The organism is Pseudomonas sp. NPDC079367, assembly GCF_044542195.1.
Classification (GTDB): Bacteria; Pseudomonadota; Gammaproteobacteria; order Pseudomonadales; family Pseudomonadaceae; genus Aquipseudomonas.
The window spans coordinates 1-21120 of sequence record NZ_JBITTW010000011.1; the positions used below are offsets into that span (position 1 = coordinate 1).

Consider the following 21120-nt stretch of genomic DNA (forward strand, 5'->3'; position numbering starts at 1 on the left):
CAAACGATAGCGCAACCAGCCTCGGGTACAGGCCAGTATTTCAACATCTTCACGTTCCAGGCCAACTTCTTCGTTCAGCTCGCGGTACAAGGCGTCTTCCGGCGTCTCCTCGGGGTTGATTCCCCCTTGCGGAAACTGCCAGGCGTCCTGATTGATACGGCGAGCCCATAGCACCTGGCCGGCGTCATTCGTCAGTATGATCCCGACATTGGGGCGGAAACCATCGGGGTCGATCACGGCAACAACCTCGCAAACGCATGTCGCCGCATTGTTCCACAAAGCTTGAGCAGGCGGCAACGAAGGTTCCTACCTTATGTGCACTCTTGTGAAAAGACCGTATTCTTGTCGCCTTTTTACTGACTTTTCAGCGGGTAACTGCAATGCGCCTGGCTCTATTCGATTTGGACAACACCCTTCTGGGCGGCGACAGCGATCACGCTTGGGGCGACTATCTGTGCGAGCGCGGCTTCCTCGACCCGATCGCCTACAAGGCGCGCAACGACGAGTTCTATCAGGATTACCTGGCCGGCAAGCTGGACAACGCTGCCTACCTGAATTTCTGCCTGGAGATCCTCGGCCGCACCGAAATGGCCGTGCTCGACGCCTGGCACAGCGATTACATGCGCGACTGCATCGAGCCGATCATGCTGCCCAAGGCACTTGAGCTTCTGAAAAAACACCGCGACGCCGGCGACAAACTGGTGATCATCACCGCCACCAACCGCTTCGTCACCGCGCCGATCGCCGTGCGCCTGGGCGTGGAAACCCTGATCGCCACCGAGTGCGAAATGGTCGATGGCCGCTACAGCGGGCGCAGCACCGACATTCCGTGTTTCCGTGAAGGCAAGGTGACGCGCCTGAATCGCTGGCTGGAAGAGACCGGGTATTCGCTTGAGGGCAGCTATTTCTATAGCGATTCGATGAATGATTTGCCGTTGCTGGAGCAGGTGGCGAATCCGGTGGCGGTTGATCCGGACCCGAATCTGCGCGCCGAGGCCGAGAAGCGTGGTTGGCCGGTGATCAGTCTTCGCGGCTGAAATGGCCATCGCTGGCAAGCCAGCTCCCACAGGTTTTTCGGGTGGTCACACAATCTGTGTTCACTGAAAATCCTTGTGGGACCTGCCAGCGATAGGGGCGACCCGCTCTCAAGCCCTAAACAGGCTTGGCCCCCATCAACGCCGCAATGGCCAGAAATCCAACACCGCTGACTATCGCCAGTGCCAGACTGAATGTGCGGCTACCCACTCCGGTAGTCCATAGCCGATCCAGCCGAACCAGCAGCCAGACTGCACTGAACGTGGCCACGGCATAGATCACGCTGGAGCCCAGAATCCACAATTGCCCCAATGGCCAGCCGATCAGGTGCACCAGCCACCAGCCGGTGAACGGCATGCTGAGTATGCCGATCAGCATCAGACACCAGATGAACAGCCAGGGCCGCCGCATCGTACTGGCAGGCCCTTCGCTGCGGTTACGCCAGGTCAGGGCGGCGAGCCCCAGCCCGCTCGCGAGGATGACCACGGTCGCCGCGACGTGAAGGACTTTCAGGGTGGTCAGGGTTTCCATGTCGTTCCCATTCGTAATTCCATGCACATCAGCGTAGTCGCTCAGCCGAGAAACAGCTGATAGGCCGGGTTGTCGCTTTCATCCCAGTACGGGTAGCCGATTTGCGCCAGCGCAGCCGGCACCAGGTGGCGCTCGTCGTGGGGCACTTGCAGGCCGGCGACTACACGGCCGTCCGCCGCGCCATGGTTACGATAGTGGAACATCGAGATGTTCCAGCGCCCGCCCAGCTTGCTGAGGAAGTTGAACAGCGCGCCCGGCCGTTCCGGAAATTCGAAACGCAGCACCACTTCATCGACCACTTGCGCGGCGCGGCCGCCGACCATGTGGCGAATGTGCAACTTGGCCAGTTCGTTGTCGGTCAGGTCGACCACCGGAAAACCTTGCTCGGTCAGGCTCGCCAGCAGTGCGCTGCGCGGGTCGTTGTCCGGGTGGGTCTGCACGCCAACGAAAATGTGCGCTTCGCTGCCGGTGTTGTAGCGGTAATTGAATTCGGTGATCTGGCGCTTGCCGATGGCTTCGCAGAAGGCCTTGAAGCTGCCGGCCTGCTCGGGAATGGTCACGGCGATGATCGCCTCGCGACCTTCGCCAAGCTCGGCGCGTTCGGCGACATGGCGCAAGCGGTCGAAATTGACGTTGGCGCCGGAGTCGATGGCGACGAAAGTCTGGCCGCTGACACCGCGCTGCTCAACGTATTTCTTGATCCCGGCCACGCCCAGGGCGCCGGCAGGTTCGGTGATCGAGCGGGTATCGTCGTAGATATCCTTGATCGCCGCACAAATTTCATCGGTGCTGACGGTGATCACTTCATCGACATGATCCTTGCAGATTTCAAAGGTGTACTGGCCAATCTGCGCCACCGCCACGCCGTCGGCAAAGATGCCCACGGTCGGCAGAACGACACGCTCGCCCGCCGCCATTGCCGCTTGCAGGCAATTGGAATCGTCCGGCTCGACGCCGATCACCTTGATGTCCGGACGCAGATATTTCACGTACGCGGCGATACCGGCGATCAGGCCGCCACCGCCGACCGGGACGAAAATCGCGTCCAGCGGCTGCGGGTGCTGACGGAGGATTTCCATGGCCACGGTGCCCTGCCCGGCAATGGTGTGCGGATCGTCGTACGGATGGATGTAGACGTAGCCTTTCTCATCGACCAGTTTCAGCGAGTAGGCCAGCGCTTCCGGGAACGAGTCACCGTGCAGCACGACTTTACCGCCGCGCGAACGCACGCCTTCGACCTTGATTTCCGGGGTGGTCTTGGGCATGACGATGGTGGCTTTGACACCCAGCACTTTCGCCGCCAGCGCCAGGCCCTGCGCATGGTTGCCCGCCGAGGCGGTGACCACGCCACGGGCGCGCTCTTCGTCGCTCAGTTGCGTCAGCTTGTTGTAGGCCCCGCGAATCTTGAAGGAGAACACTGGTTGCAAGTCTTCGCGCTTGAGCCAGATGTCATTGCCCAGCCGCTCGGAGAGCTGACGGGCGTTGTGCAGCGGGGTTTCTACGGCAACGTCATAAACGCGCGAGGTGAGGATCTTTTTGACGTACTGTTCAAGCATCGGAAAGCATCACTGAGCGGGTTGGGCAGGGCCAAGGAGTCTAACCCGGCTTTCAGCCGGACGACCACACGGATCCAGAGGTTTTATACGTCCAAAAAGATCGCAGCCTTCGGCAGCTCCTACATTTCGGAACGCATTTCCCTGCAGGAGCTGCCGAAGGCTGCGATCTTTTGATCTGCCAATAGGACAATGACCTCTACGACCGCGAGGCCTATAATGCCGGCCTTTCTGCCCAACCCTTGCCCGCTTCCGGAGCCCGCATGACCCAGGATCAACTCAAACAGGCCGTGGCCCAGGCCGCCGTCGACTTCATCCTGCCGAAACTCGACGACAAGAGCATCGTCGGCGTCGGCACCGGCTCCACCGCCAACTGCTTCATCGACGCCCTGGCCCGGCACAAGGGCGCGTTCGATGGCGCGGTCGCCAGCTCCGAAGCCACCGCCGCGCGCCTCAAGGGCCACGGCATTCCGGTGTATGAGCTGAACACGGTCAGCGACCTGGAGTTCTACGTTGACGGCGCTGATGAAAGCGACGCGCACCTGAACCTGATCAAGGGCGGCGGTGCGGCCCTGACCCGCGAGAAGATTGTCGCCGCCGTGGCCAAGACCTTCATCTGCATCGCCGACGCCAGCAAACTGGTGCCGGTGCTCGGCGAGTTTCCGCTGCCGGTGGAAGTGATCCCGATGGCCCGCAGCCACGTGGCCCGCCAACTGGTGAAACTCGGCGGCGACCCGGTGTACCGCGAAGGCGTGCTGACCGACAACGGCAACATCATCCTCGACGTGTTCAACCTGCAGATCACCAACCCGGTGGAGCTGGAAGCGCAGATCAACGCCATCGTCGGCGTGGTCACCAACGGCCTGTTCGCCGCGCGCCCGGCGGATCTGTTGCTTCTGGGCACCAGTGAAGGCGTGAAAACCCTGAAGGCTGAGTAACAGACTGCCCGATTTTTTGCGGACAGATATCGAACCTGTGGGAGCGGGCTTGCTCGCGAATGCGCCGGATCAGTCAACACTTAGGGTGACTGATCGACCGCTTTCGCGAGCAAGCCCGCTCCCACAGTGTTTTGTGGTGTCAGTTAGTTTGGTGTGGGCTTTTTGAAGACGTAAAACAGATTCGGCTCGCTCACCAGATACAGCGTGCCGTCATCATCCATCGCAATCCCCTCGGCCTGCGGCACGGTTTTCTGCAAACCCTGGCGTCCGCCGCTGATCGACATGGTGCTCAACGGGCGGCCGTCGACATCCAGCTCAATGATCAGCCGCGATTCATCCGACAGCGCCAGCAAGTGCCCGCTGCGCTCGTCGTATTGCAGACTCGAAAGATCACGCACAAACATCCCGGCATCGCGCTTGGGGTTGTTGATCACGTGTACGGCGTAGGTCTTGTCCGGTTTGAAGTGCGGAAAACCGTGAACTTCATAGATCAGCATCGGGTCGCGCTCCTTCGCTACAAACAGCCGTTTGCCCACCGAATCGTAAGCCAACCCTTCGAAACCCTTGTTGCTGGACATGTGCACGCCGAGGGTCATTTGCTCGGCATCCTCGGCATCGAGAAAAGTGGTGTCTGCCTCGAGGTGGATTTTGATCAGGCGTTGCTGGCGCTCATCGGTGATCACGTAGGTGTCGGCGCTGATGTATTCGACGGCTTCCGGGTCGCCGAAACCGACCAGCGCGATGCGTCGCAGGACCTTGCCTTCCAGCGACAGTTCGATCAGTTCGGAATTCTTGTTGGTCACGGTGAACAGGCTTTTGCGCACCGGATCGTAGGTCAGCGCCGAGACATCATCGTCGAGCCCCTCGATCGGCCGCGCCTCGATCGTCACCCGATATTGGTCGAGGCCGATCGCCTCGCTGCTCAGCGGCTGCCACAGCGTGTGCAGGTTGAACCAGGCGCGCTCGAACAGGCGCAGGTATTGACCGATCGCGATCAACGCGACCAGGACAATCATCAACAGCAGGAGAATCAACGGTTTGGGACGGGCAAGTCGACGCATTCAGGCAGGCTCGGATTCAAGACAGGCCGATGAAATATCACGCCCGTCTGAACTGAAGCTTAATGGCCACTTGCCGCCCACGACAACTGCACGATTCCGCAATAGCTGTAGGAAAACTTACTGATGTTTTTCGAAGCGGTAGAACAGGTTCGGTTCGCTGACCATGTACAGCGTGCCGTCCTCATCCATGGTCATACCCTCGGCGCGGGGAATGGTGTCTTTCAGACCATTGAAATTCCCCAGCAGCGTCATGAAGCTGACTTGCTTGCCGGCCTCGTCCAGCTCCAGCAACAGATGCGAATCGGCCGACAGCACCAGCAGATGGCCAGTGCGCGGATCGACGGCCAGCGCCGACAGGTTGCGCAGGTCCAACTGATTGCTGGCCAGCTTCTGCTTGTCGCCCAGAAGGGTCTGGCCGCCGTCGCTTTTCCAGGTGAACAGGGCCGGCGGGCGCTCTTCACCCAGCACCAGCTGCTGATTGTGCGGATCCCACGTGATGGCCTCGAAGGCCTTGTTCTGATCCTTCGAGGGCCCGAGGTCGTATTTCGGGAAGTCGGCGATGTTCAGCTCACGAGTCGCGGCATCGACTTTGACGATCGACAACGTATGCTCACGTTCATCAACAATCGCCAACAACCCGTTTTCCATGACGGTCAGGCCTTCGGGATTGCTCCAGCCCACCAGCGGCATCTTGCGCAACACGTCGCCCTGCAGCGTCAGCTCGACGAGGAAGGCATTCTTGCCCATGACTGCAAACAGGGTCTTGGTCTGCCGGTTGTAGGCCAGGTCCGAGGCTTCGTCCTTCTCCATGCCCGGCAACGGTTTGGCGTCGATCACCACCTGATAATCCGGCAGCCATACGCTCTCCTTGCGCTCGGCCTTGCTCTCGAAGCGCTCCAGCACCCACAGCACGCCGCGATCATCCCAATGCATGGCGAAGGCCAGTCCATAAGCCGCAGCGATGGCCAGCAACAGCCAGGCATACCAGCGCAGGACAAAGCGCGAACGGGAGGAGGATTTCTGCTGAGTTCGAGATGCCATCGAGGGATGCGTTCCGTGAGTTCAGGCCAAGGGTAATAGCACAAAGAGGCCGGCTGAGACGCCAGAATCGCGGGAATTATCCAGACAGGATGTGAAAAAAACAGGAAATGGCGGGATTGCCCGATTTCCGAGCGATCACAAAGCCCCTGTGGGAGCGAGCTTGCTCGCGAATGCGGTGGGTCAGCGACATCGTTGCCGACTGACACTACGCTTTCACGAGCAAGCCCGCTCCCACAGGGAGGGTGTTGCGGTGAAGAACTTAGCGCACGCTGCTGTTGAAGCTGCTCGCCCCTGGCAGCTCGAGGACGATCTCATCGCCGACGTTCAGCGGGCCGACACCCACCGGCGTGCCGGTCAGGATCACGTCACCGGCCTGCAGCGAGAAGCAGCCGGCCATGTGCTGGATCATCGGCACGATCGGGTTGAGCATTGCGCTGCTGTTGCCGTCCTGGCGCACTTGCCCGTTGATGGTCAAGCGGATGCCGATGTCGGTCAGGTCAGCGAAAGTGCTGCCGACCACGAACGGGGCGATCACTGCCGCGCCGTCGAACGACTTGGCGATTTCCCACGGCAGGCCCTTGGCTTTGAGCTCGGCCTGCTTGTCACGCAGGGTCAGGTCCAGCGCCGGGGCGAAGCCGGAGATCGCATCGAGCACTTCTTCGCGGCTTGGTCTGGTCGACAGCGGCTTGCCGATCAGCACCGCGATTTCCGCCTCGTAATGCACCGAACCGCGCTCGGTTGGGATGCTGAAGCCGTCTTCCAGCGGTACCACGCAACTGCCCGGCTTGATGAACAGCAGCGGCTCGGTCGGCACCGGGTTGTCCAGCTCCTTCGCGTGTTCGGCGTAATTGCGGCCAATGCACACGACTTTCCCGATCGGGAAGTGGATGCGCGTGCCGTCGACATACTGGTGCTGATAGCTCATTTACCGACTCCTGCCTTCATTGATTCATCAGAGATTGCTGATCAAACCGGGAAAATCTTGCCCGGGTTCATGATGCCGTTCGGGTCGAACACTGCCTTGACCGCTTTCATGTACTCGATCTCGGCCGGCGAGCGGCTGTAGGTCAGGTAATCACGCTTGGTCATGCCCACGCCATGTTCGGCCGAGATCGAGCCGTTGTACTTCTCGACGGTTTCGAACACCCACTTGTTGACGGTGGCGCACTTGGCGAAGAACTCGTCCTTGCTCAGATTTTCCGGCTTGAGGATGTTCAGGTGCAGATTGCCGTCGCCGATGTGGCCGAACCAGACAATCTCGAAATCCGGGTAGTGCTCGCCGACGATCGCGTCGATCTCGCGCAGAAACGCCGGCACCTTGGAAACGGTCACCGAGATATCGTTCTTGTACGGCGTCCAGTGCGAGATGGTTTCGGAAATGTATTCGCGCAGTTTCCACAGGTTGTGCAACTGGGTTTCGCTCTGGCTCATCACGCCATCCAGTACCCAGCCCTGCTCAACGCAGTGTTCGAAGGTTTCCAGGGCACTGTTGGCCACTTCTTCAGTGGTCGCTTCAAATTCCAGCAGGGCGTAGAACGGGCAGTCGGTGTCGAACGGCGCCGGCACATCGCCGCGGCCCATGACTTTGGCCAGGGCCTTGTCGGAGAAGAATTCGAAGGCGGTCAGGTCGAGCTTGCCCTGGAAAGCGTGGAGCACCGGCATGATCGAGTCGAAATCGGCGGTGCCGAGGACCATCGCGGTGAGGTTTTTCGGCGCGCGATCAAGGCGCATAGTCGCTTCGACGACGAAACCGAGGGTGCCTTCGGCGCCGATAAACAGCTGCCGCAGGTCGTAACCGGTGGCGTTCTTGATCAGGTCCTTGTTCAGCTCGAGCACGTCGCCCTTGCCCGTGACGACCTTCATGCCGGCTACCCAGTTGCGGGTCATGCCGTAGCGAATCACTTTGATCCCGCCGGCATTGGTGCCGATGTTGCCGCCAATCTGGCTGGAACCCGCCGAGGCAAAATCGACCGGGTAATACAGGCCGTTTTCTTCAGCGACGTTCTGCAAATGCTCGGTGACCACGCCTGGCTGGCACACGGCGGTACGGTCGGTGAGGTTGATGTCGAGAATCTGGTTCATGTAATCGAACGAGACGACCACTTCGCCATTGGCCGCCACCGCAGCGGCGGACAACCCGGTGCGCCCGCCGGACGGTACCAGCGCGACCTTGTGCCTGTTGGCCCAATGCACCACGGCCTGCACTTGCTCGATGGTCTTGGGAAACACGATGGCGCTCGGCGCCGGAGCGAAGTGCTTGGTCCAATCCTTGCCGTAAGCATTCAGGGAGTCGGCGTCGGTCAGGACCTTGCCGGGCTCGACCAGGGTCTTCAGTTCATCAATCAGCGCAGGATTGGTCATCGACAGAACTCTCGAACAATTCATGGTCATCCTGAGAACGCTTCACGTCGCAGGAATGAGTGTTTAGCGGGGTGGCTATGCTAGCATACCGACCCCGCAGGACAGTGCCCAAGGCCAGATCCGCGGTGACGGCTTTGTTGCCGTGCGGGTCAGCTCCAGGCTGCTCCCTCCCTGCCATTTTTCTCCGGGATACAGGTTTACGCAGATGAGCAAGACTTCTCTCGATAAGAGCAAGATCAAGTTCCTTCTTCTCGAAGGCGTCCACCAATCGGCTGTCGACGTCCTCAAGGCGGCGGGCTACACCAGCATCGAGTACCACACCAGTTCTCTGCCGGATGCCCAGCTCAAGGAAAAGATCGCTGACGCTCACTTCATCGGCATTCGCTCGCGCACGCAACTGACCGAAGAGATCTTCGATCACGCCAAGAAGCTGGTCGCGGTCGGCTGTTTCTGCATCGGCACCAACCAGGTTGACCTGGGCGCAGCCCGCGAGCGCGGCATCGCCGTGTTCAACGCGCCGTACTCCAACACCCGCTCGGTCGCCGAGCTGGTATTGGCCGAAGCGATCCTGCTGCTGCGCGGCATCCCGGAGAAAAACGCTTCCTGCCACCGTGGCGGCTGGATCAAGTCCGCAGCCAACTCCTTCGAGATCCGTGGCAAGAAGCTGGGCATCGTCGGCTACGGCTCGATCGGCACGCAGTTGTCGGTTCTGGCCGAAGGCCTGGGGATGCAGGTGTTCTTCTATGACACCGTGACCAAGCTGCCGCTGGGCAACGCCACGCAGGTCAACAACCTGCACGAGCTGCTGGGCATGTCCGACATCGTCACCCTGCACGTTCCGGAAACCGCCGCCACTCAGTGGATGATCGGCGAGAAGGAGATCCGTGCAATCAAGAAGGGCGGCATCCTGATCAACGCCGCGCGCGGCACCGTGGTCGAGCTGGATCACCTGGCAGCTGCGATCAAGGACAAGCACCTGATCGGCGCAGCCATCGACGTGTTCCCGGTCGAACCACGCTCTAACGACGAAGAGTTCGAAAGCCCGCTGCGTGGCCTCGACAACGTGATCCTGACCCCGCACATCGGTGGCTCGACCGCCGAAGCGCAAGCCAACATCGGTCTGGAAGTGGCGGAAAAGCTGGTCAAGTACAGCGACAACGGTACGTCGGTGTCGTCGGTCAACTTCCCGGAAGTGGCACTGCCGGCTCACCCTGGCAAACACCGCCTGCTGCACATCCACGAGAACATCCCGGGTGTGATGAGCGAGATCAACAAGGTCTTCGCCGAAAACGGCATCAACATCTCAGGTCAGTTCCTGCAGACCAACGAGAAGGTCGGCTACGTGGTGATCGACGTAGACGCCGAATACTCGGAGCTGGCGCAAGAGAAGCTGCAACACGTCAACGGCACTATCCGTAGTCGCGTGCTGTTCTAAGCACAGCGTTCGTAGCGCAAGAAAAAGGGAGCCCCACAGGGCTCCCTTTTTTTATTTCACGTTTACCGTGATTTTTTCGGAAACGATCGACGGGGCGAACGGCATGTGGCCGCTGTCGCCGAGGATCAGTTGCAAGGTGTGCTTGCCCGGGGCCAGTTTGATCGTGGCTTCGGTCTGCGCCTTGCCGAAATGCATGTGGTGGGCGTCAGTCGGGATCGGCGCGCCTTCGGCCGGCAAATCATCGACGTCGATCAGCAAATGATGGTGGCCAGTGTTTTTGGTGACGTCACCCGCCGGGGCCAGCGCGATGTTCTTGACGCCGAACTTGACCTTGAATTCCTGCGAGACGGTGGCGCCGTCCTCGGGAGAAACGATGAACACTTCAGCATCCTTCGGCGCCGGCGTCGCCGCACTGGCCAGCACCGAAACACCCATCAGCACACCGGCCAACGCTGCACGTGACATAAAGCTTTTCATTTTCTTCTCCAGTTTTTCCGTAAAATCCGCATGGTCATGACAACTTCATGACCATTCGTTGTCGAAGGCACTCGACAACCATAGCAAAGCGAGCCTGAATCAGAGCGTCGCGATAATGATTTCAAAGGAGTGACCATGCGCCTGCTGCCTGGCCTGTTCTGCCTGCTACCCCTTCTGAGCCCGCTGGCTCACGCCGAACTGATTGATGACGTTAACGACCGTGGCGAGCTGCGCATAGCCCTTGAGGCTAATACACCGCCCTTCAATTACAAGGAAGGCGACACACTCACGGGGTTCGAGGTCGAGCTTGGGCAACTTTTGGCCAAAGAGCTGGATGTACGCGCCGATTTCATCGTCACCGACGAAGGCGATCTGCTCCAAGGCGTCGAAAGCGGCAAGTACGACGTCGCGCTCAACCACATAGCACTGACACCCGAACTCAAGGATCGTTTCGACTTCAGCGAGCCGTACGGCCAGGTCAATGCGCAGCTGCTGGCGAAGAAAGATGAGACGCCACGACCGATGGTGCTGGTGCAGGCGCTGACCGAAGAGAAGCCGAAAGTGGCGGCGCCGGTCGAGCTGGCGATCCCGTTTCAGAAGGGTAATCCGGCGTTTCAGGCCAGCCTCAAGAGCGCGCTGGAACGGATCAAGGCGGATGGGCGGTTGGCGGCGTTGTCGAAGAAGTGGTTCACCGAACCGTAGGAGCTGCCGCAGGCTGCGATCTTTTGATGTTGATTCAAAAGATCAAAAGATCGCAGCCTCGTTTCACTCGTCAGCTCCTACAGTTGAATTGGTGCTGGCGCTTTAGTCGAGTCGGGCCAGGGCCTGCGCGGCTTGCGGCAGTTCAAGCTCACTGAAAACCCGAACCCCATGACGCTTGAGCAACGCCGCCGTCACCCCTTCGCCATTGACCTTGACCCCGCTGAACGTGCCGTCATACGTCAGCAGATTCCCGCAAGACGGACTGTTGGCCTTGAGCACCGCCACCCGAATTCCGTGCTTTTGCACCAGTTCCAGCGCTTGCCGCGCACCGTCGAGAAACTGCGCACTGACATCCTCGCCTTCGGTGGTCATCACCGCAGCAGTGCCATCCAGCACTTCACCACCCTGCCCGCCGGGAATTTCCGCTGCCGCCCGTGGCGTCGGCAAGCCACCGGCCACCTCCGGACACAACGGCACCACCCGTCCCTCGGCAATCCAGTGCTCAAGCAGATCAAACGGACCGCTGGCGCCACCGTCATATCGCACGCGATGGCCCAACAGGCAGCGGCTGACCAGGATCTTTTCCATCGTCAGAACGGCTCGTTGCCACGGCGACGAAACCAACCGGTCAGCGACAGCCGCTCGCGATAGGCCGGCAATACTTCGTGCGGTACTTCGCCGGAGAGAAACACCACCAGACAACCCCCGGTAGGCTGCACGTCATGCACGCGCTCATCACCCAGATACATGCGCAACTGGCCACCGTCCTCCGGCAGCCAGGCGTCGTTGAGGTAGATTACCGCCGAGACCATGCGTCGATCATCATCACGAAAGCGGTCGACGTGCTTGAGGTAAAACGCGCCGGGCGGGTACAGGGCGAAATGGCATTCGAAGTCTTCCAGCCCCAGAAACAGACCGCGATTGAGCGCCTCGCGCAGGCTGTCCATCAAACTCAGGTAGCGGTCAGTGGCGTCGGCCTGACCAGGGTCGATCCACTGAATGTGATCGCCGCGAATACCCTCGCGAATCTCCGAAAACGGCCCGCGCCCGACCGCCGCCGGCGCCAGTTCGCCTTCGGCTTCGCGTTGACGGCACTCGGCCGCCAGCGCCCGAGTCAGATCGGCGGGCAGGAAGATGTTCTGCTGCGACCAGCCGTGTTCGGCCAGGTCGTCGACAATGCGTAACAGCAGCGGGTGCTCAGAGGATATCGGCATGGCGCGCATAGTATGCCGGCGGCAACAAATCCGACAGAGCCACGCAGCGGCTTGCTACGAATTCTCGACAAGTACCCGCACCGCACGGACAATAGTGCGCTGCTGACAGGAGTCCCTATGCGCCGTTTGCTTTTTTCACTGTTGATGTTCTGCGTATTGCCCGCCTGGGCGGACGGCCACGATCAGCTGTACAAGGTCGCCGGCTGGCCAGAACAACGCGCGCATTTCAACGATGCCCTGAGCGCAGCCCAACAGCGCTATCAGAACAGCCTGCCGCCTGCGGTATTTCAAGCGCTGGTCAACAACAGCAATCAGCGCTTCGCCGCGCAGGCCATGGATCAACGCGCCGAAGCGCAACTGCGGCTGAAACTCGCCGACCCGAAACCGGCGCTGACCTTCTTCCAGTCACCACTGGGCAAGAAAATCGTCGCCGCCGAATTGCTCGCGACTCGCCGCGATCAGTTGGCAAAAAATGCCCAGGGTCTGCCAAAGATGCAGGCCAGCGACAGCCGTTTGCTGATCATCGGCCATCTCGCCCAGGCCTTGCCGGCCCGAGAGGCTGGCGCCGAGGTCAGTCTGGCAATTGCCGGCGTGGCGGCGGACAGTTTGAGTTCGATGATTCCGGGATTGCTGGGTGGCGGTCAGGCGCAAGGCATGTTGAATGGTCAGCGCCAACGGTTGATGGATCAGATCGGCGCGGATCTGAACAACACGCTGCTCTACGTCTATCGCGATTTGTCGGATGAAGAACTGGAAGAGTTTGCGACGTTTGCCGAGTCAACCGAGGGCAAGGCGTACTACCAGGCGGCACTGGCGGCGATTCGGGCGGGGTTGGCGGTCGGCCAGTGATGTTCGGTGCCTGAAAGATCACATCGCGAGCAGGCTCGCTTCCACAGGTTGTAATGCATTCCACTGTGGGAGCGAGCCTGCTCGCGAAGAGGCCCTCCCAGGCACTAGAGATTCCGGCCCCTGATCCGCTTGCTCAAGAACTCGAAATACTCCTCGCGCATCTCCGCCGTTTCATTCGCCAGATGATGCCGTGCCTCGGCCAACAGCAGAATCTGCGGCCGGTCGAACTTCCACTTCAACACTTGCAGATTGTGCTGCCAGTCCACGGTCATGTCCGCCTGCCCCTGAATGATCAGAGGTCGTCGCGGGCTTTTTTTCGCGTGCTCGACGCGGATGATCCAGCGCGACAGTGCGCCCACCCATCTCGTCGGCAGGCGCCTTGGCTGTAGCGGATCGGCTTGGAGAAACGGCAGGAAATCCGGATCGTTGGAGTTTTCGCTAAAGCGGCGCGCGATGCCCCGCACGAATGGCCGCAGCAGGTAATAACTCAACTGCGACCAGCCCCACGCCCTCGGCCTTACCAACGGCGCCAACAGAATCACCTGGCCTTGCGCCGGGCTGTTCTCGCCATGGTTGAGCAGGTGATCGACGACAATCGCGCCCCCGGTGCTCTGCCCGCACAAATGCCAAGGCTGCGGCAGCGCGATCGAGTTGGCTTCAGCGAACAACGCTTGCAGCATGTGCTGATATTCAGCGAAATCACGAATGCTCGCCCGTGGCCCGCTCGACAATCCGTGCCCCGGCAAGTCGCAGGCGATCACGGCAAAATCCTGATCCAGCGCCCACTCGATCACATGCCGGTACAGGCCGACGTGATCGTAGTAACCATGCAGCAGAAACAGCGTCGCCTTGACCTTCTCCGGCCACCAGCAATGGCTGACCAACTCGTAACCATCGACGTCGAAACGCCCCATGCCACGCCAGACATCGCGCTCGGCGAAGTCAGTCTTGTAGAAGCGCTGATAAGCCTTCGCCTCGTCCGATAACGGCTGCCACTCGGCCAACGGCTTGAGGCTCGCGCGTAAATGATCGGGGTCGAAAGTATCAGGCATGCGGACATTCCAAAGCGGTAAACAGACTTTATCGGCCTGCGATATTCATCTGTAGTGACAGACATGGCAAGCTAGCCGGCCTTTCGAGGATCGAAAACCATGCGTTCGCCCTACCGCTCCGCAATGTTCGCCAGCCTGCTCGCGCTGATCTGCGCCGGGGTGCTGTGGGCGGCGTATGACTGGTTTCAAGGCCGCTATCTGCGCGCCTTCAGCGAACATACCGCGGTATTTTCCGGCGACCCGTTGCGCCTGCCGGACAATCTCGCCGGGCCGGGCAATATCCGCCTCGTGCACTTCTGGGACCCGGCCTGCCCATGCAACGTCGGCAATCAGCAGCACCTGAGCGAGATGGTCGAACAGTTCGGCACTCGCGGCGTGGAGTTCTTCGCCGTGCAAAAACCCGGCAGCCACGGCCAGTTGCCCGCCACCCTCGCCGGCCTGAAAACCATCATCGTCCTGCCCGGCTCCGAACAGATCCCCGCCAGCCCGGCCGTGGCAATCTGGGACCGCAGCGGCAAACTGGCCTACTTCGGCCCCTACAGCGAAGGCCTGACCTGCAACTCCAGCAACAGCTTCATCGAACCGATCCTGCACGCCCTCACGGAAGATCGCCCGGTGAATGCCACGCACACTTTGGCGGTGGGTTGTTATTGCCCGTGGCCGGTGGAGTCCAAGTAAGGCATTCCGGACTTTTCGAGGACAGCGCTGCAGCGCACAGACGCTCTGTGCTAAATGTTTGCAGCCCGATGGGCGGCCCTCTCGCCTGCACAAGGAGTCACCATGAAGCGTGCGTTCACCATTGTTGCCTTGCTCATCGTTGTCCTGCTTTGCGCCGCCGGCAGCTACATCTACAGCAAGCAGCCGACGCGCCAGGGCCAGGTGGAACTGCGCAACCTGCAAGGCTCGGTGACCGTGCGCTACGACGAGCGCGGCGTGCCGCATATCCGCGCGGAGAACGAGACCGACCTCTATCGCGCCCTCGGTTATGTGCACGCGCAGGACCGGTTGTTCCAGATGGAAGCCATGCGCCGGCTCGCGCGGGGCGAACTGGCCGAAGTGCTCGGGCCGAAGCTGCTCGACACCGACAAACTGTTTCGCAGCCTGCGCATCCGCGAGCGCGCGGCCAGTTACGTCGCCAGCCTCGACAAACAGTCGCCGGCGTGGAAAGGCCTGCAAGCTTATCTGGATGGCATCAACCAGTATCAGGACACCCACGCCGCGCCGATCGAGTTCGACGTGCTGGGCATCCCCAAGCGGCCGTTCACGGCCGAAGACAGCATCAGCGTCGCCGGCTACATGGCCTACAGCTTTGCCGCCGCGTTTCGCACCGAGCCGCTGCTGACCTACGTACGCGATCAGCTCGGCGCCGATTACCTCGATGTGTTCGATCTCGACTGGCGGGCCAAAGGCGTTCTGGCCACCGATCACACCCGGCACGCACCGGCCCTTGCCGCCGGCGACTGGCAGGACCTCACCGCCCTCGCCCGCCTCAGCGAACAGGCGCTGCTCGACAACGGCCTGCCGCAGTTTGAAGGCAGCAACGCCTGGGTGATTGCCGGCAGCCGCAGCCAGAGTGGCAAGCCGTTGCTGGCCGGCGATCCGCATATCCGCTTTTCGGTGCCGTCGGTGTGGTACGAGGCGCAGCTGTCGGCGCCGGGTTTCGAGTTGTACGGCCATCATCAGGCACTGGTGCCGTTCGCGTTTCTGGGACACAACCTCGATTTCGGCTGGAGCCTGACAATGTTCCAGAACGACGATCTCGACCTGATCGCCGAGAAGGTCAACCCGGACAACCCCGATCAGGTCTGGTATCGCGGTCAGTGGACCGAGATGCTCGTCACCGAACAACAGATCAATGTGAAGGGGCAGGCGCCGGTGACCCTCACCTTGCGCCAGTCCCCGCACGGGCCAATCGTCAACGATGCTCTTGGCAGCGCTGCCGGCAAGACCCCGATCGCGATGTGGTGGGCCTTCCTCGAAACACCCAACCCGATCCTCGACGGCTTCTACCAGCTCAACCGCGCCGACACCTTGGCCAAGGCCCGCGCGGCGGCGGCCAAGGTGCAGGCGCCGGGGCTGAATCTGGTTTACGCCAATGCCAGAGGCGATATCGCCTGGTGGGCCTCGGCGCTACTGCCCAAACGTCCAGCCGGGGTAAAACCGGGCTTCATTCTTGACGGCAGCACGGCTGAGGCGGACAAGGACGGCTACTACCCGTTCAGCGCCAATCCGCAGGAAGAGAACCCGGCGCGCGGCTATATCGTCTCGGCCAACTTCCAGCCCGTGTCGCCGACCGGTATGGAGATTCCCGGTTACTACAACCTTGCTGATCGCGGTCAGCAGCTCGACCGCCAGCTCAGCGACAACCGGGTGAAGTTGAGCAACGAGGCCAACCAGAAGCTGCAACTGGGCACGGCGACCGGTTATGGCCCGCGCCTGTTGGCGCCGCTGTTGCCGGTGTTGCGAGAGGTGGTCAGTGATCCGGCGCAGCTGAAACTGCTTGAGCAACTGGCGCAGTGGCCCGGCGACTATCCGTTGAATTCGGTCAGCGCGACGGTGTTCAACCAGTTCCTCTACGACCTTGCCGACGCGGCGATGCGCGATGAGTTGGGTAATGACTTTTTCGAAACCCTGCTGTCGACGCGGGTGATCGATTCGGCGTTGCCACGCCTGGCGGCGCAGGCCGATTCGCCCTGGTGGGACAACCGCAGCACGCCGGCCAGAGAAACCCGCGCCGATGTCGTGCGCATGGCGTGGGCGGCAAGCATGGCGCATCTGAAACTGACCCTCGGCGACAACGTGGCGGGCTGGCAGTGGGGCGCGGCGCACACCCTCACTCATGGCCACCCGCTGGGGCAGCAGAAGCCGCTGGATCGCTTGTTCAATGTCGGGCCGTTCGCGGCGCCGGGCAGCCATGAAGTGCCGAACAACCTCTCGGCGAAGATCGGCCCGGCGCCGTGGCCGGTGACCTATGGGCCGTCGACACGGCGTCTGGTTGATTTTGCCGATGCGGTGCATGGTTTGACGATCAATCCGGTCGGCCAGAGTGGCGTGCCGTTTGATCGTCATTACGACGACCAGGCTGAGGCGTACGTAGAGGGGATTTATGTGCAGGCGCACTTCAGTGAGGAAGAGGTGCTGGCGAATACGCGCAGTACCTTGAAGCTACTGCCGATGCGGGGTGCCCAATAGATTTATAACGCCTGCACAGGCCCCTTCGCGAGCAAGCCCGCTCCCACAGGGACATGCATTCCAATGTGGGAGCGAGCTTGCTCGCGAAGAGGCCATCTCACGCGATATGGATGTCGAATGACACACCGCTTTCGCGAGCAAGCCCGATTCCACTGAGACCGTCTCCGGCTGGTTGAGCGAGCCAACCCTGGCCAATCCAAACCCGGCACGATTTACAGGCAGCGCCACAACGGCGTTTCGACGAGGAAATGCCGTACGGGCTGAGCGAGGACGATATCGGGCAGGTCTGGTTATCGATTGCCTTGCATACGACACCGGGCGTGCCGAAGCATCTGCGTCCGAGCGTGTCGCTGGTCACCGCGGGGGCGGAGATGGACATGCTGGCGATGGACTATGCGGCGTTCAGCAGCGTGCAGCGCGAAGCCGTGGTGCATGCGCATCCACGCGGCGAAGGTTTCAAGGAGTGCGTCATCGTCCGCAGATGACGTTCGGCAATGTGAAGACCGATGTGCTGGTGGATCAGGAGCCGGGGTTCAAACCGCTGAACTTCGTTGAGGTCATCCGCCAATCCCCTTGGACTGCATGGAACAAAATGTGGGAGCGGGCTTGCTCGCGAATGCGGTGGGTCAGACAACATTTCAGTCGACTGACACGCCCTCTTCGCGAGCAAGCACGCTCCCCCATTTCGATTTGGGTTGCTCTTGAGAAAACGACCAACCCGATAGGGCTCACGCCGCTTCCGGCGCAGGCGCGCGACGCGCGTCCGGTTGCTTCCACGAATCGGCCGCACTTTCTTCGATAGCCTGCTGGATGGCTTTCTTGCGCGACTCTTCGGCGCGGCGGCTGAAGAACCAGACGAGGAAAGTCACCAGCGACACCGCCAGCAGAATCAGGCTCGCCACCGCGTTGATCTCCGGTTTCACACCCAGGCGCACCGCCGAGAACACTTCCATCGGCAGGGTCGTCGAACCCGGGCCGGACACGAAGCTCGCCAGCACCAGGTCATCCAGCGACAGGGCGAACGACATCATGCCGCCCGCCGCCAGCGACGGCGCGATCATCGGGATGGTGATCAGGAAGAACACCTTCCACGGCCGCGCGCCCAAGTCCATTGCCGCCTCTTCGATAGACAGATCCAGCTCGCGCAAACGCGCCGACACCACCACCGCCACATACGCCGCGCAGAACGTGGTGTGGGCGATCCAGATGGTGACGATGCCGCGCTCCTGCGGCCAGCCGATCATCTGCGCCATGGCCACGAACAACAGCAACAGCGACAGACCGGTGATCACTTCCGGCATCACCAGCGGCGCCGTCACCAGGCCGCCGAACAGCGTACGGCCCTTGAAGCGCGTGATGCGGGTCAACACGAACGCTGCCAGCGTACCCAGCGCCACCGCGGCAACCGCGGTGTAGCAAGCGATTTCCAGCGAACGCAGCACCGAGCCCATCAGTTGCGAGTTGTCGAGCAGGCCGACGTACCACTTGATCGACCAGCCGCCCCACACCGTCACCAGTTTGGAAGCGTTGAACGAGTAGATCACCAGGATCAGCATCGGCAGATAGATGAAGATCAGACCCAGTACCAGCATCAGGCTGGAGAAACGGAAGCGCTTCATTCTTTACCCTCCATTTCCTTGGCCTGACTGCGGTTGAACAGGATGATCGGCACAATCAGGATCGCCAGCATCACCACCGCCAGGGCGGATGCCACCGGCCAGTCGCGGTTGTTGAAGAACTCTTGCCAGAGCACCTTACCGATCATCAGGGTTTCCGGGCCGCCGAGCAGTTCCGGGATGACGAACTCACCGACCACCGGAATGAATACCAGCATGCAGCCGGCGATAATCCCGTTCTTGGACAGCGGAATGGTGATTTTCCAGAAGCTGTTGAAAGTGCTCGAACCCAGATCCGATGCGGCTTCCAGCAAACTCTGATCGTGTTTGACCAGGTTGGCGTACAGCGGCAGGATCATGAACGGCAGGTACGAATAGACAATCCCGATGTACACCGCCAGGTTGGTGTTGAGGATCTGCAGCGGCTCGTCGATCAGGCCCATGCTCATCAGGAAGCCGTTGAGCAGGCCGTTGTTGCTGAGGATGCCCATCCAGGCATAAACGCGGATCAGGATTGCGGTCCAGGTCGGCATCATGATCAGCAGTACCAGCACCGTTTGCAGCTCTTTGCGCGCACTGGCAATGGCGTAAGCCATCGGATAGCCGATCAGCAGGCACAGCAGCGTGCTGATGAAGGCCATTTTCAGCGAGCCGAGGTAGGCGGCGATGTACAAATCGTCGTCGCTCAGCAGCGCATAGTTGCCCAGGTTCAGCAGCAATTGCAGCTTCTGCTCGGCAAACGTGTAGATCTCGGTGTACGGCGGGATCGCCACGTCGGCTTCGGCAAAACTGATCTTCAGAACGATGAAGAACGGCAGCATGAAGAACAGGAACAGCCAGATGAACGGCACGCCGATGACCATTTGCCGGCCATTGGGGATGATTCGGTTCATACGGCGTTTGAATTTGCGCATGTTCATGAGCGAAGTACCACGCCGCTGTCGTCTTCCCACCACACGTAGACCTGATCGCCCCAGGTCGGACGCGCGCCACGGCGTTCGGCGTTGGCCACGAACGACTGCACCAGTTTGCCGCTCGGCAACTCGACATAGAACACCGAGTGACCGCCCAGATAGGCGATGTCGTGAACCTTGCCGCTCGACCAGTTGTACTCGCAGGTCGGCATCTCGGCGGTGACCAGCAGTTTCTCCGGACGAATCGCGTAGGTGACCGACTTGTCCTGCACCGAGGTACTGATGCCATGGCCGACGTAGATCTGCCGGTCGAGGTCCTTGCAGGTGATGGTCGCGTGGCCCTCGGCGTCGTCGATCACTTCGCCTTCGAAGATGTTGACGTTGCCGATGAATTCGCAGACCAGTCGGCTGGTCGGGGTTTCGTAGATGTCGATCGGGCTGCCGATCTGGGCGATCCAGCCCAGGTGCATGATCGCGATGCGCTCGGCCATGGTCATGGCTTCTTCCTGGTCGTGGGTCACCATCACGCAGGTCACGCCGACGCGCTCGATGATTTCCACCAGTTCCAGTTGCATCTGCGAACGCAGTTTCTTGTCCAGTGCGCCCATCGGTTCGTCGAGCAGCAGCAGTTTCGGCCGCTTGGCCAGCGAGCGTGCCAGTGCCACGCGCTGACGTTGGCCGCCGGACAGTTGATGCGGCTTGCGCTTGGCGTACTGGCTCATCTGCACCAGCTTGAGCATCTCGGCCACACGGGCGTCGATTTCAGCTTTGGGAATCTTGTCCTGCCGCAGGCCGAAGGCGATGTTCTGCGCCACGGTCATGTGCGGGAACAATGCGTAGGACTGAAACATCATGTTGATCGGACGGTCGTACGGCGGCATGTCGGTGATGTCCACACCGTCGAGAAAAATCCGCCCTTCCGTGGGCCGTTCGAAGCCTGCGAGCATCCGTAGCAAGGTGGATTTGCCCGATCCCGAACCGCCGAGCAGAGCAAAAATCTCGCCCTTCTTGATTTCCAGGGACACGTCGTCCACGGCAATCGTCTCGTCGAACTTCTTCGTGACCCGGTCGATTTTGACCAGCACCTGTTTCGGTGTCTGGTCGCCCTCGAGGGCTTTCTTGTAGGCGCCGGAGGCAACTGCCATTTAC

General features: G+C 60.8%; 21 protein-coding genes and 1 pseudogene. 8 read left to right on the forward strand and 14 right to left on the reverse strand.

Going from position 1 to position 21120, the window contains the following annotated elements; translation table 11 throughout:
- The coding region (locus ACIGDJ_RS12110; protein WP_397504557.1) for an RNA pyrophosphohydrolase at positions 1 to 237 on the reverse strand (237 nt) is incomplete at its 3' end.
- 143 nt (positions 238 to 380) lie between these two features.
- Between ACIGDJ_RS12110 and ACIGDJ_RS12115 the strand changes: the two genes are divergently transcribed.
- The gene (locus tag ACIGDJ_RS12115; RefSeq protein WP_101161418.1) at positions 381 to 1037 is read left to right on the forward strand and encodes an HAD family phosphatase; all 657 of its coding nucleotides are present in this window, start codon (positions 381 to 383) and stop codon (positions 1035 to 1037) included.
- 115 nt (positions 1038 to 1152) lie between these two features.
- On the opposite strand, the gene ACIGDJ_RS12120 is transcribed toward ACIGDJ_RS12115, so the two are convergent.
- A complete protein-coding gene (locus tag ACIGDJ_RS12120; protein ID WP_101161420.1) occupies positions 1153 to 1566 on the reverse strand; it encodes a DUF2269 family protein in 414 nt (137 codons plus the stop codon).
- A 41-nt stretch (positions 1567 to 1607) separates the two neighbouring features.
- Positions 1608 to 3122 carry a threonine ammonia-lyase, biosynthetic gene (gene ilvA / locus ACIGDJ_RS12125; RefSeq protein ID WP_101161421.1) on the reverse strand — a complete coding sequence of 505 codons (1515 nt, stop codon included), beginning with the start codon at positions 3120 to 3122 and terminating at the stop codon, positions 1608 to 1610.
- A 260-nt stretch (positions 3123 to 3382) separates the two neighbouring features.
- Between ilvA and rpiA the strand changes: the two genes are divergently transcribed.
- Positions 3383 to 4057: a ribose-5-phosphate isomerase RpiA gene (gene rpiA, locus ACIGDJ_RS12130; RefSeq protein WP_103521537.1), complete on the forward strand. Its 675-nt coding sequence runs from the start codon at positions 3383 to 3385 to the stop codon at positions 4055 to 4057.
- Between the two features lie 143 nt (positions 4058 to 4200).
- On the opposite strand, the gene ACIGDJ_RS12135 is transcribed toward rpiA, so the two are convergent.
- From ACIGDJ_RS12135 to ACIGDJ_RS12150, 4 genes are all read right to left on the reverse strand, one after another.
- The gene (locus ACIGDJ_RS12135; protein WP_101161425.1) at positions 4201 to 5118 is read right to left on the reverse strand and encodes an SdiA-regulated domain-containing protein; all 918 of its coding nucleotides are present in this window, start codon (positions 5116 to 5118) and stop codon (positions 4201 to 4203) included.
- Between the two features lie 117 nt (positions 5119 to 5235).
- Positions 5236 to 6159 carry an SdiA-regulated domain-containing protein gene (locus ACIGDJ_RS12140; protein WP_101161427.1) on the reverse strand — a complete coding sequence of 308 codons (924 nt, stop codon included), beginning with the start codon at positions 6157 to 6159 and terminating at the stop codon, positions 5236 to 5238.
- Between the two features lie 259 nt (positions 6160 to 6418).
- Positions 6419 to 7084 (reverse strand): fumarylacetoacetate hydrolase family protein, encoded by a 666-nt coding sequence (locus ACIGDJ_RS12145; RefSeq protein WP_101161429.1) that lies wholly within the window; start codon positions 7082 to 7084, stop codon positions 6419 to 6421.
- A 41-nt stretch (positions 7085 to 7125) separates the two neighbouring features.
- Positions 7126 to 8520, reverse strand: coding sequence for an FAD-binding oxidoreductase (locus ACIGDJ_RS12150; RefSeq protein ID WP_101161431.1), 1395 nt, complete (start codon positions 8518 to 8520; stop codon positions 7126 to 7128).
- A 205-nt stretch (positions 8521 to 8725) separates the two neighbouring features.
- On the opposite strand from ACIGDJ_RS12150, the gene serA reads away from it, so the two are divergent.
- Entirely contained in the window at positions 8726 to 9955 is a 1230-nt protein-coding gene (serA, locus tag ACIGDJ_RS12155; protein ID WP_090287262.1) for a phosphoglycerate dehydrogenase, read from the forward strand.
- Between the two features lie 51 nt (positions 9956 to 10006).
- On the opposite strand, the gene ACIGDJ_RS12160 is transcribed toward serA, so the two are convergent.
- Positions 10007 to 10432 (reverse strand): DUF4399 domain-containing protein, encoded by a 426-nt coding sequence (locus ACIGDJ_RS12160; protein ID WP_101161433.1) that lies wholly within the window; start codon positions 10430 to 10432, stop codon positions 10007 to 10009.
- Positions 10433 to 10567: 135 nt separating this feature from the next.
- On the opposite strand from ACIGDJ_RS12160, the gene ACIGDJ_RS12165 reads away from it, so the two are divergent.
- A complete protein-coding gene (locus ACIGDJ_RS12165; RefSeq protein WP_397480112.1) occupies positions 10568 to 11134 on the forward strand; it encodes a transporter substrate-binding domain-containing protein in 567 nt (188 codons plus the stop codon).
- 102 nt (positions 11135 to 11236) lie between these two features.
- Here ACIGDJ_RS12165 and ACIGDJ_RS12170 read toward each other — a convergent pair whose 3' ends face one another.
- The gene (locus ACIGDJ_RS12170; RefSeq protein ID WP_397480113.1) at positions 11237 to 11722 is read right to left on the reverse strand and encodes a DUF523 domain-containing protein; all 486 of its coding nucleotides are present in this window, start codon (positions 11720 to 11722) and stop codon (positions 11237 to 11239) included.
- 2 nt (positions 11723 to 11724) lie between these two features.
- Positions 11725 to 12357 (reverse strand): 2OG-Fe(II) oxygenase, encoded by a 633-nt coding sequence (locus ACIGDJ_RS12175; RefSeq protein ID WP_101161439.1) that lies wholly within the window; start codon positions 12355 to 12357, stop codon positions 11725 to 11727.
- 108 nt (positions 12358 to 12465) lie between these two features.
- Here ACIGDJ_RS12175 and ACIGDJ_RS12180 point away from each other — a divergent pair, with 108 nt between their 5' ends.
- Entirely contained in the window at positions 12466 to 13197 is a 732-nt protein-coding gene (locus ACIGDJ_RS12180; protein ID WP_101161441.1) for a DUF2059 domain-containing protein, read from the forward strand.
- 104 nt (positions 13198 to 13301) lie between these two features.
- Here ACIGDJ_RS12180 and ACIGDJ_RS12185 read toward each other — a convergent pair whose 3' ends face one another.
- Complete coding sequence (locus ACIGDJ_RS12185; protein WP_101161443.1) at positions 13302 to 14249, reverse strand: alpha/beta hydrolase; 948 nt, start codon at positions 14247 to 14249, stop codon at positions 13302 to 13304.
- 99 nt (positions 14250 to 14348) lie between these two features.
- Between ACIGDJ_RS12185 and ACIGDJ_RS12190 the strand changes: the two genes are divergently transcribed.
- From ACIGDJ_RS12190 to ACIGDJ_RS12200, 3 genes and pseudogenes are all read left to right on the forward strand, one after another.
- Complete coding sequence (locus ACIGDJ_RS12190) at positions 14349 to 14927, forward strand: DUF6436 domain-containing protein (RefSeq protein ID WP_397480114.1); 579 nt, start codon at positions 14349 to 14351, stop codon at positions 14925 to 14927.
- Positions 14928 to 15029: 102 nt separating this feature from the next.
- Positions 15030 to 17441 carry a penicillin acylase family protein gene (locus ACIGDJ_RS12195; protein WP_397480115.1) on the forward strand — a complete coding sequence of 804 codons (2412 nt, stop codon included), beginning with the start codon at positions 15030 to 15032 and terminating at the stop codon, positions 17439 to 17441.
- A 251-nt stretch (positions 17442 to 17692) separates the two neighbouring features.
- Positions 17693 to 18024 (forward strand): annotated as a pseudogene (locus tag ACIGDJ_RS12200) (phosphohydrolase); the annotation flags it as partial.
- Between the two features lie 145 nt (positions 18025 to 18169).
- Here ACIGDJ_RS12200 and ACIGDJ_RS12205 read toward each other — a convergent pair.
- From ACIGDJ_RS12205 to ACIGDJ_RS12215, 3 genes are read right to left on the reverse strand one after another with little or no spacing between them, the layout of a single operon-like run.
- Positions 18170 to 19060 (reverse strand): ABC transporter permease subunit, encoded by an 891-nt coding sequence (locus tag ACIGDJ_RS12205; protein WP_101161448.1) that lies wholly within the window; start codon positions 19058 to 19060, stop codon positions 18170 to 18172.
- On the reverse strand, positions 19057 to 19938 hold the full coding sequence (locus ACIGDJ_RS12210) for an ABC transporter permease subunit (protein ID WP_178081230.1): 882 nt from the start codon (positions 19936 to 19938) through the stop codon (positions 19057 to 19059). The genes ACIGDJ_RS12205 and ACIGDJ_RS12210 overlap by 4 nt, the downstream gene beginning before the upstream one ends.
- A 35-nt stretch (positions 19939 to 19973) precedes the next feature.
- Positions 19974 to 21116 carry an ABC transporter ATP-binding protein gene (locus tag ACIGDJ_RS12215; protein ID WP_101161451.1) on the reverse strand — a complete coding sequence of 381 codons (1143 nt, stop codon included), beginning with the start codon at positions 21114 to 21116 and terminating at the stop codon, positions 19974 to 19976.
- Positions 21117 to 21120: the final 4 nt, after the last annotated feature.

Bases quoted from the DNA above. Each gene is read 5' to 3' on its own strand.
- ACIGDJ_RS12140 (WP_101161427.1), bottom strand. From the start codon at position 6,159: ATGGCATCTCGAACTCAGCAGAAATCCTCCTCCCGTTCGCGCTTTGTC.
- ACIGDJ_RS12175 (WP_101161439.1), bottom strand. From the start codon at position 12,357: ATGCGCGCCATGCCGATATCCTCTGAGCACCCGCTGCTGTTACGCATT.
- ACIGDJ_RS12215 (WP_101161451.1), bottom strand. From the start codon at position 21,116: ATGGCAGTTGCCTCCGGCGCCTACAAGAAAGCCCTCGAGGGCGACCAG.
- serA (WP_090287262.1), top strand. From the start codon at position 8,726: ATGAGCAAGACTTCTCTCGATAAGAGCAAGATCAAGTTCCTTCTTCTC.
- rpiA (WP_103521537.1), top strand. From the start codon at position 3,383: ATGACCCAGGATCAACTCAAACAGGCCGTGGCCCAGGCCGCCGTCGAC.
- ACIGDJ_RS12185 (WP_101161443.1), bottom strand. From the start codon at position 14,249: ATGCCTGATACTTTCGACCCCGATCATTTACGCGCGAGCCTCAAGCCG.
- ACIGDJ_RS12160 (WP_101161433.1), bottom strand. From the start codon at position 10,432: ATGAAAAGCTTTATGTCACGTGCAGCGTTGGCCGGTGTGCTGATGGGT.
- ACIGDJ_RS12165 (WP_397480112.1), top strand. From the start codon at position 10,568: ATGCGCCTGCTGCCTGGCCTGTTCTGCCTGCTACCCCTTCTGAGCCCG.
- ACIGDJ_RS12120 (WP_101161420.1), bottom strand. From the start codon at position 1,566: ATGGAAACCCTGACCACCCTGAAAGTCCTTCACGTCGCGGCGACCGTG.
- ACIGDJ_RS12170 (WP_397480113.1), bottom strand. From the start codon at position 11,722: ATGGAAAAGATCCTGGTCAGCCGCTGCCTGTTGGGCCATCGCGTGCGA.
- ACIGDJ_RS12115 (WP_101161418.1), top strand. From the start codon at position 381: ATGCGCCTGGCTCTATTCGATTTGGACAACACCCTTCTGGGCGGCGAC.
- ilvA (WP_101161421.1), bottom strand. From the start codon at position 3,122: ATGCTTGAACAGTACGTCAAAAAGATCCTCACCTCGCGCGTTTATGAC.
- ACIGDJ_RS12205 (WP_101161448.1), bottom strand. From the start codon at position 19,060: ATGAAGCGCTTCCGTTTCTCCAGCCTGATGCTGGTACTGGGTCTGATC.
- ACIGDJ_RS12180 (WP_101161441.1), top strand. From the start codon at position 12,466: ATGCGCCGTTTGCTTTTTTCACTGTTGATGTTCTGCGTATTGCCCGCC.
- ACIGDJ_RS12195 (WP_397480115.1), top strand. From the start codon at position 15,030: ATGAAGCGTGCGTTCACCATTGTTGCCTTGCTCATCGTTGTCCTGCTT.
- ACIGDJ_RS12190 (WP_397480114.1), top strand. From the start codon at position 14,349: ATGCGTTCGCCCTACCGCTCCGCAATGTTCGCCAGCCTGCTCGCGCTG.
- ACIGDJ_RS12145 (WP_101161429.1), bottom strand. From the start codon at position 7,084: ATGAGCTATCAGCACCAGTATGTCGACGGCACGCGCATCCACTTCCCG.
- ACIGDJ_RS12135 (WP_101161425.1), bottom strand. From the start codon at position 5,118: ATGCGTCGACTTGCCCGTCCCAAACCGTTGATTCTCCTGCTGTTGATG.
- ACIGDJ_RS12150 (WP_101161431.1), bottom strand. From the start codon at position 8,520: ATGACCAATCCTGCGCTGATTGATGAACTGAAGACCCTGGTCGAGCCC.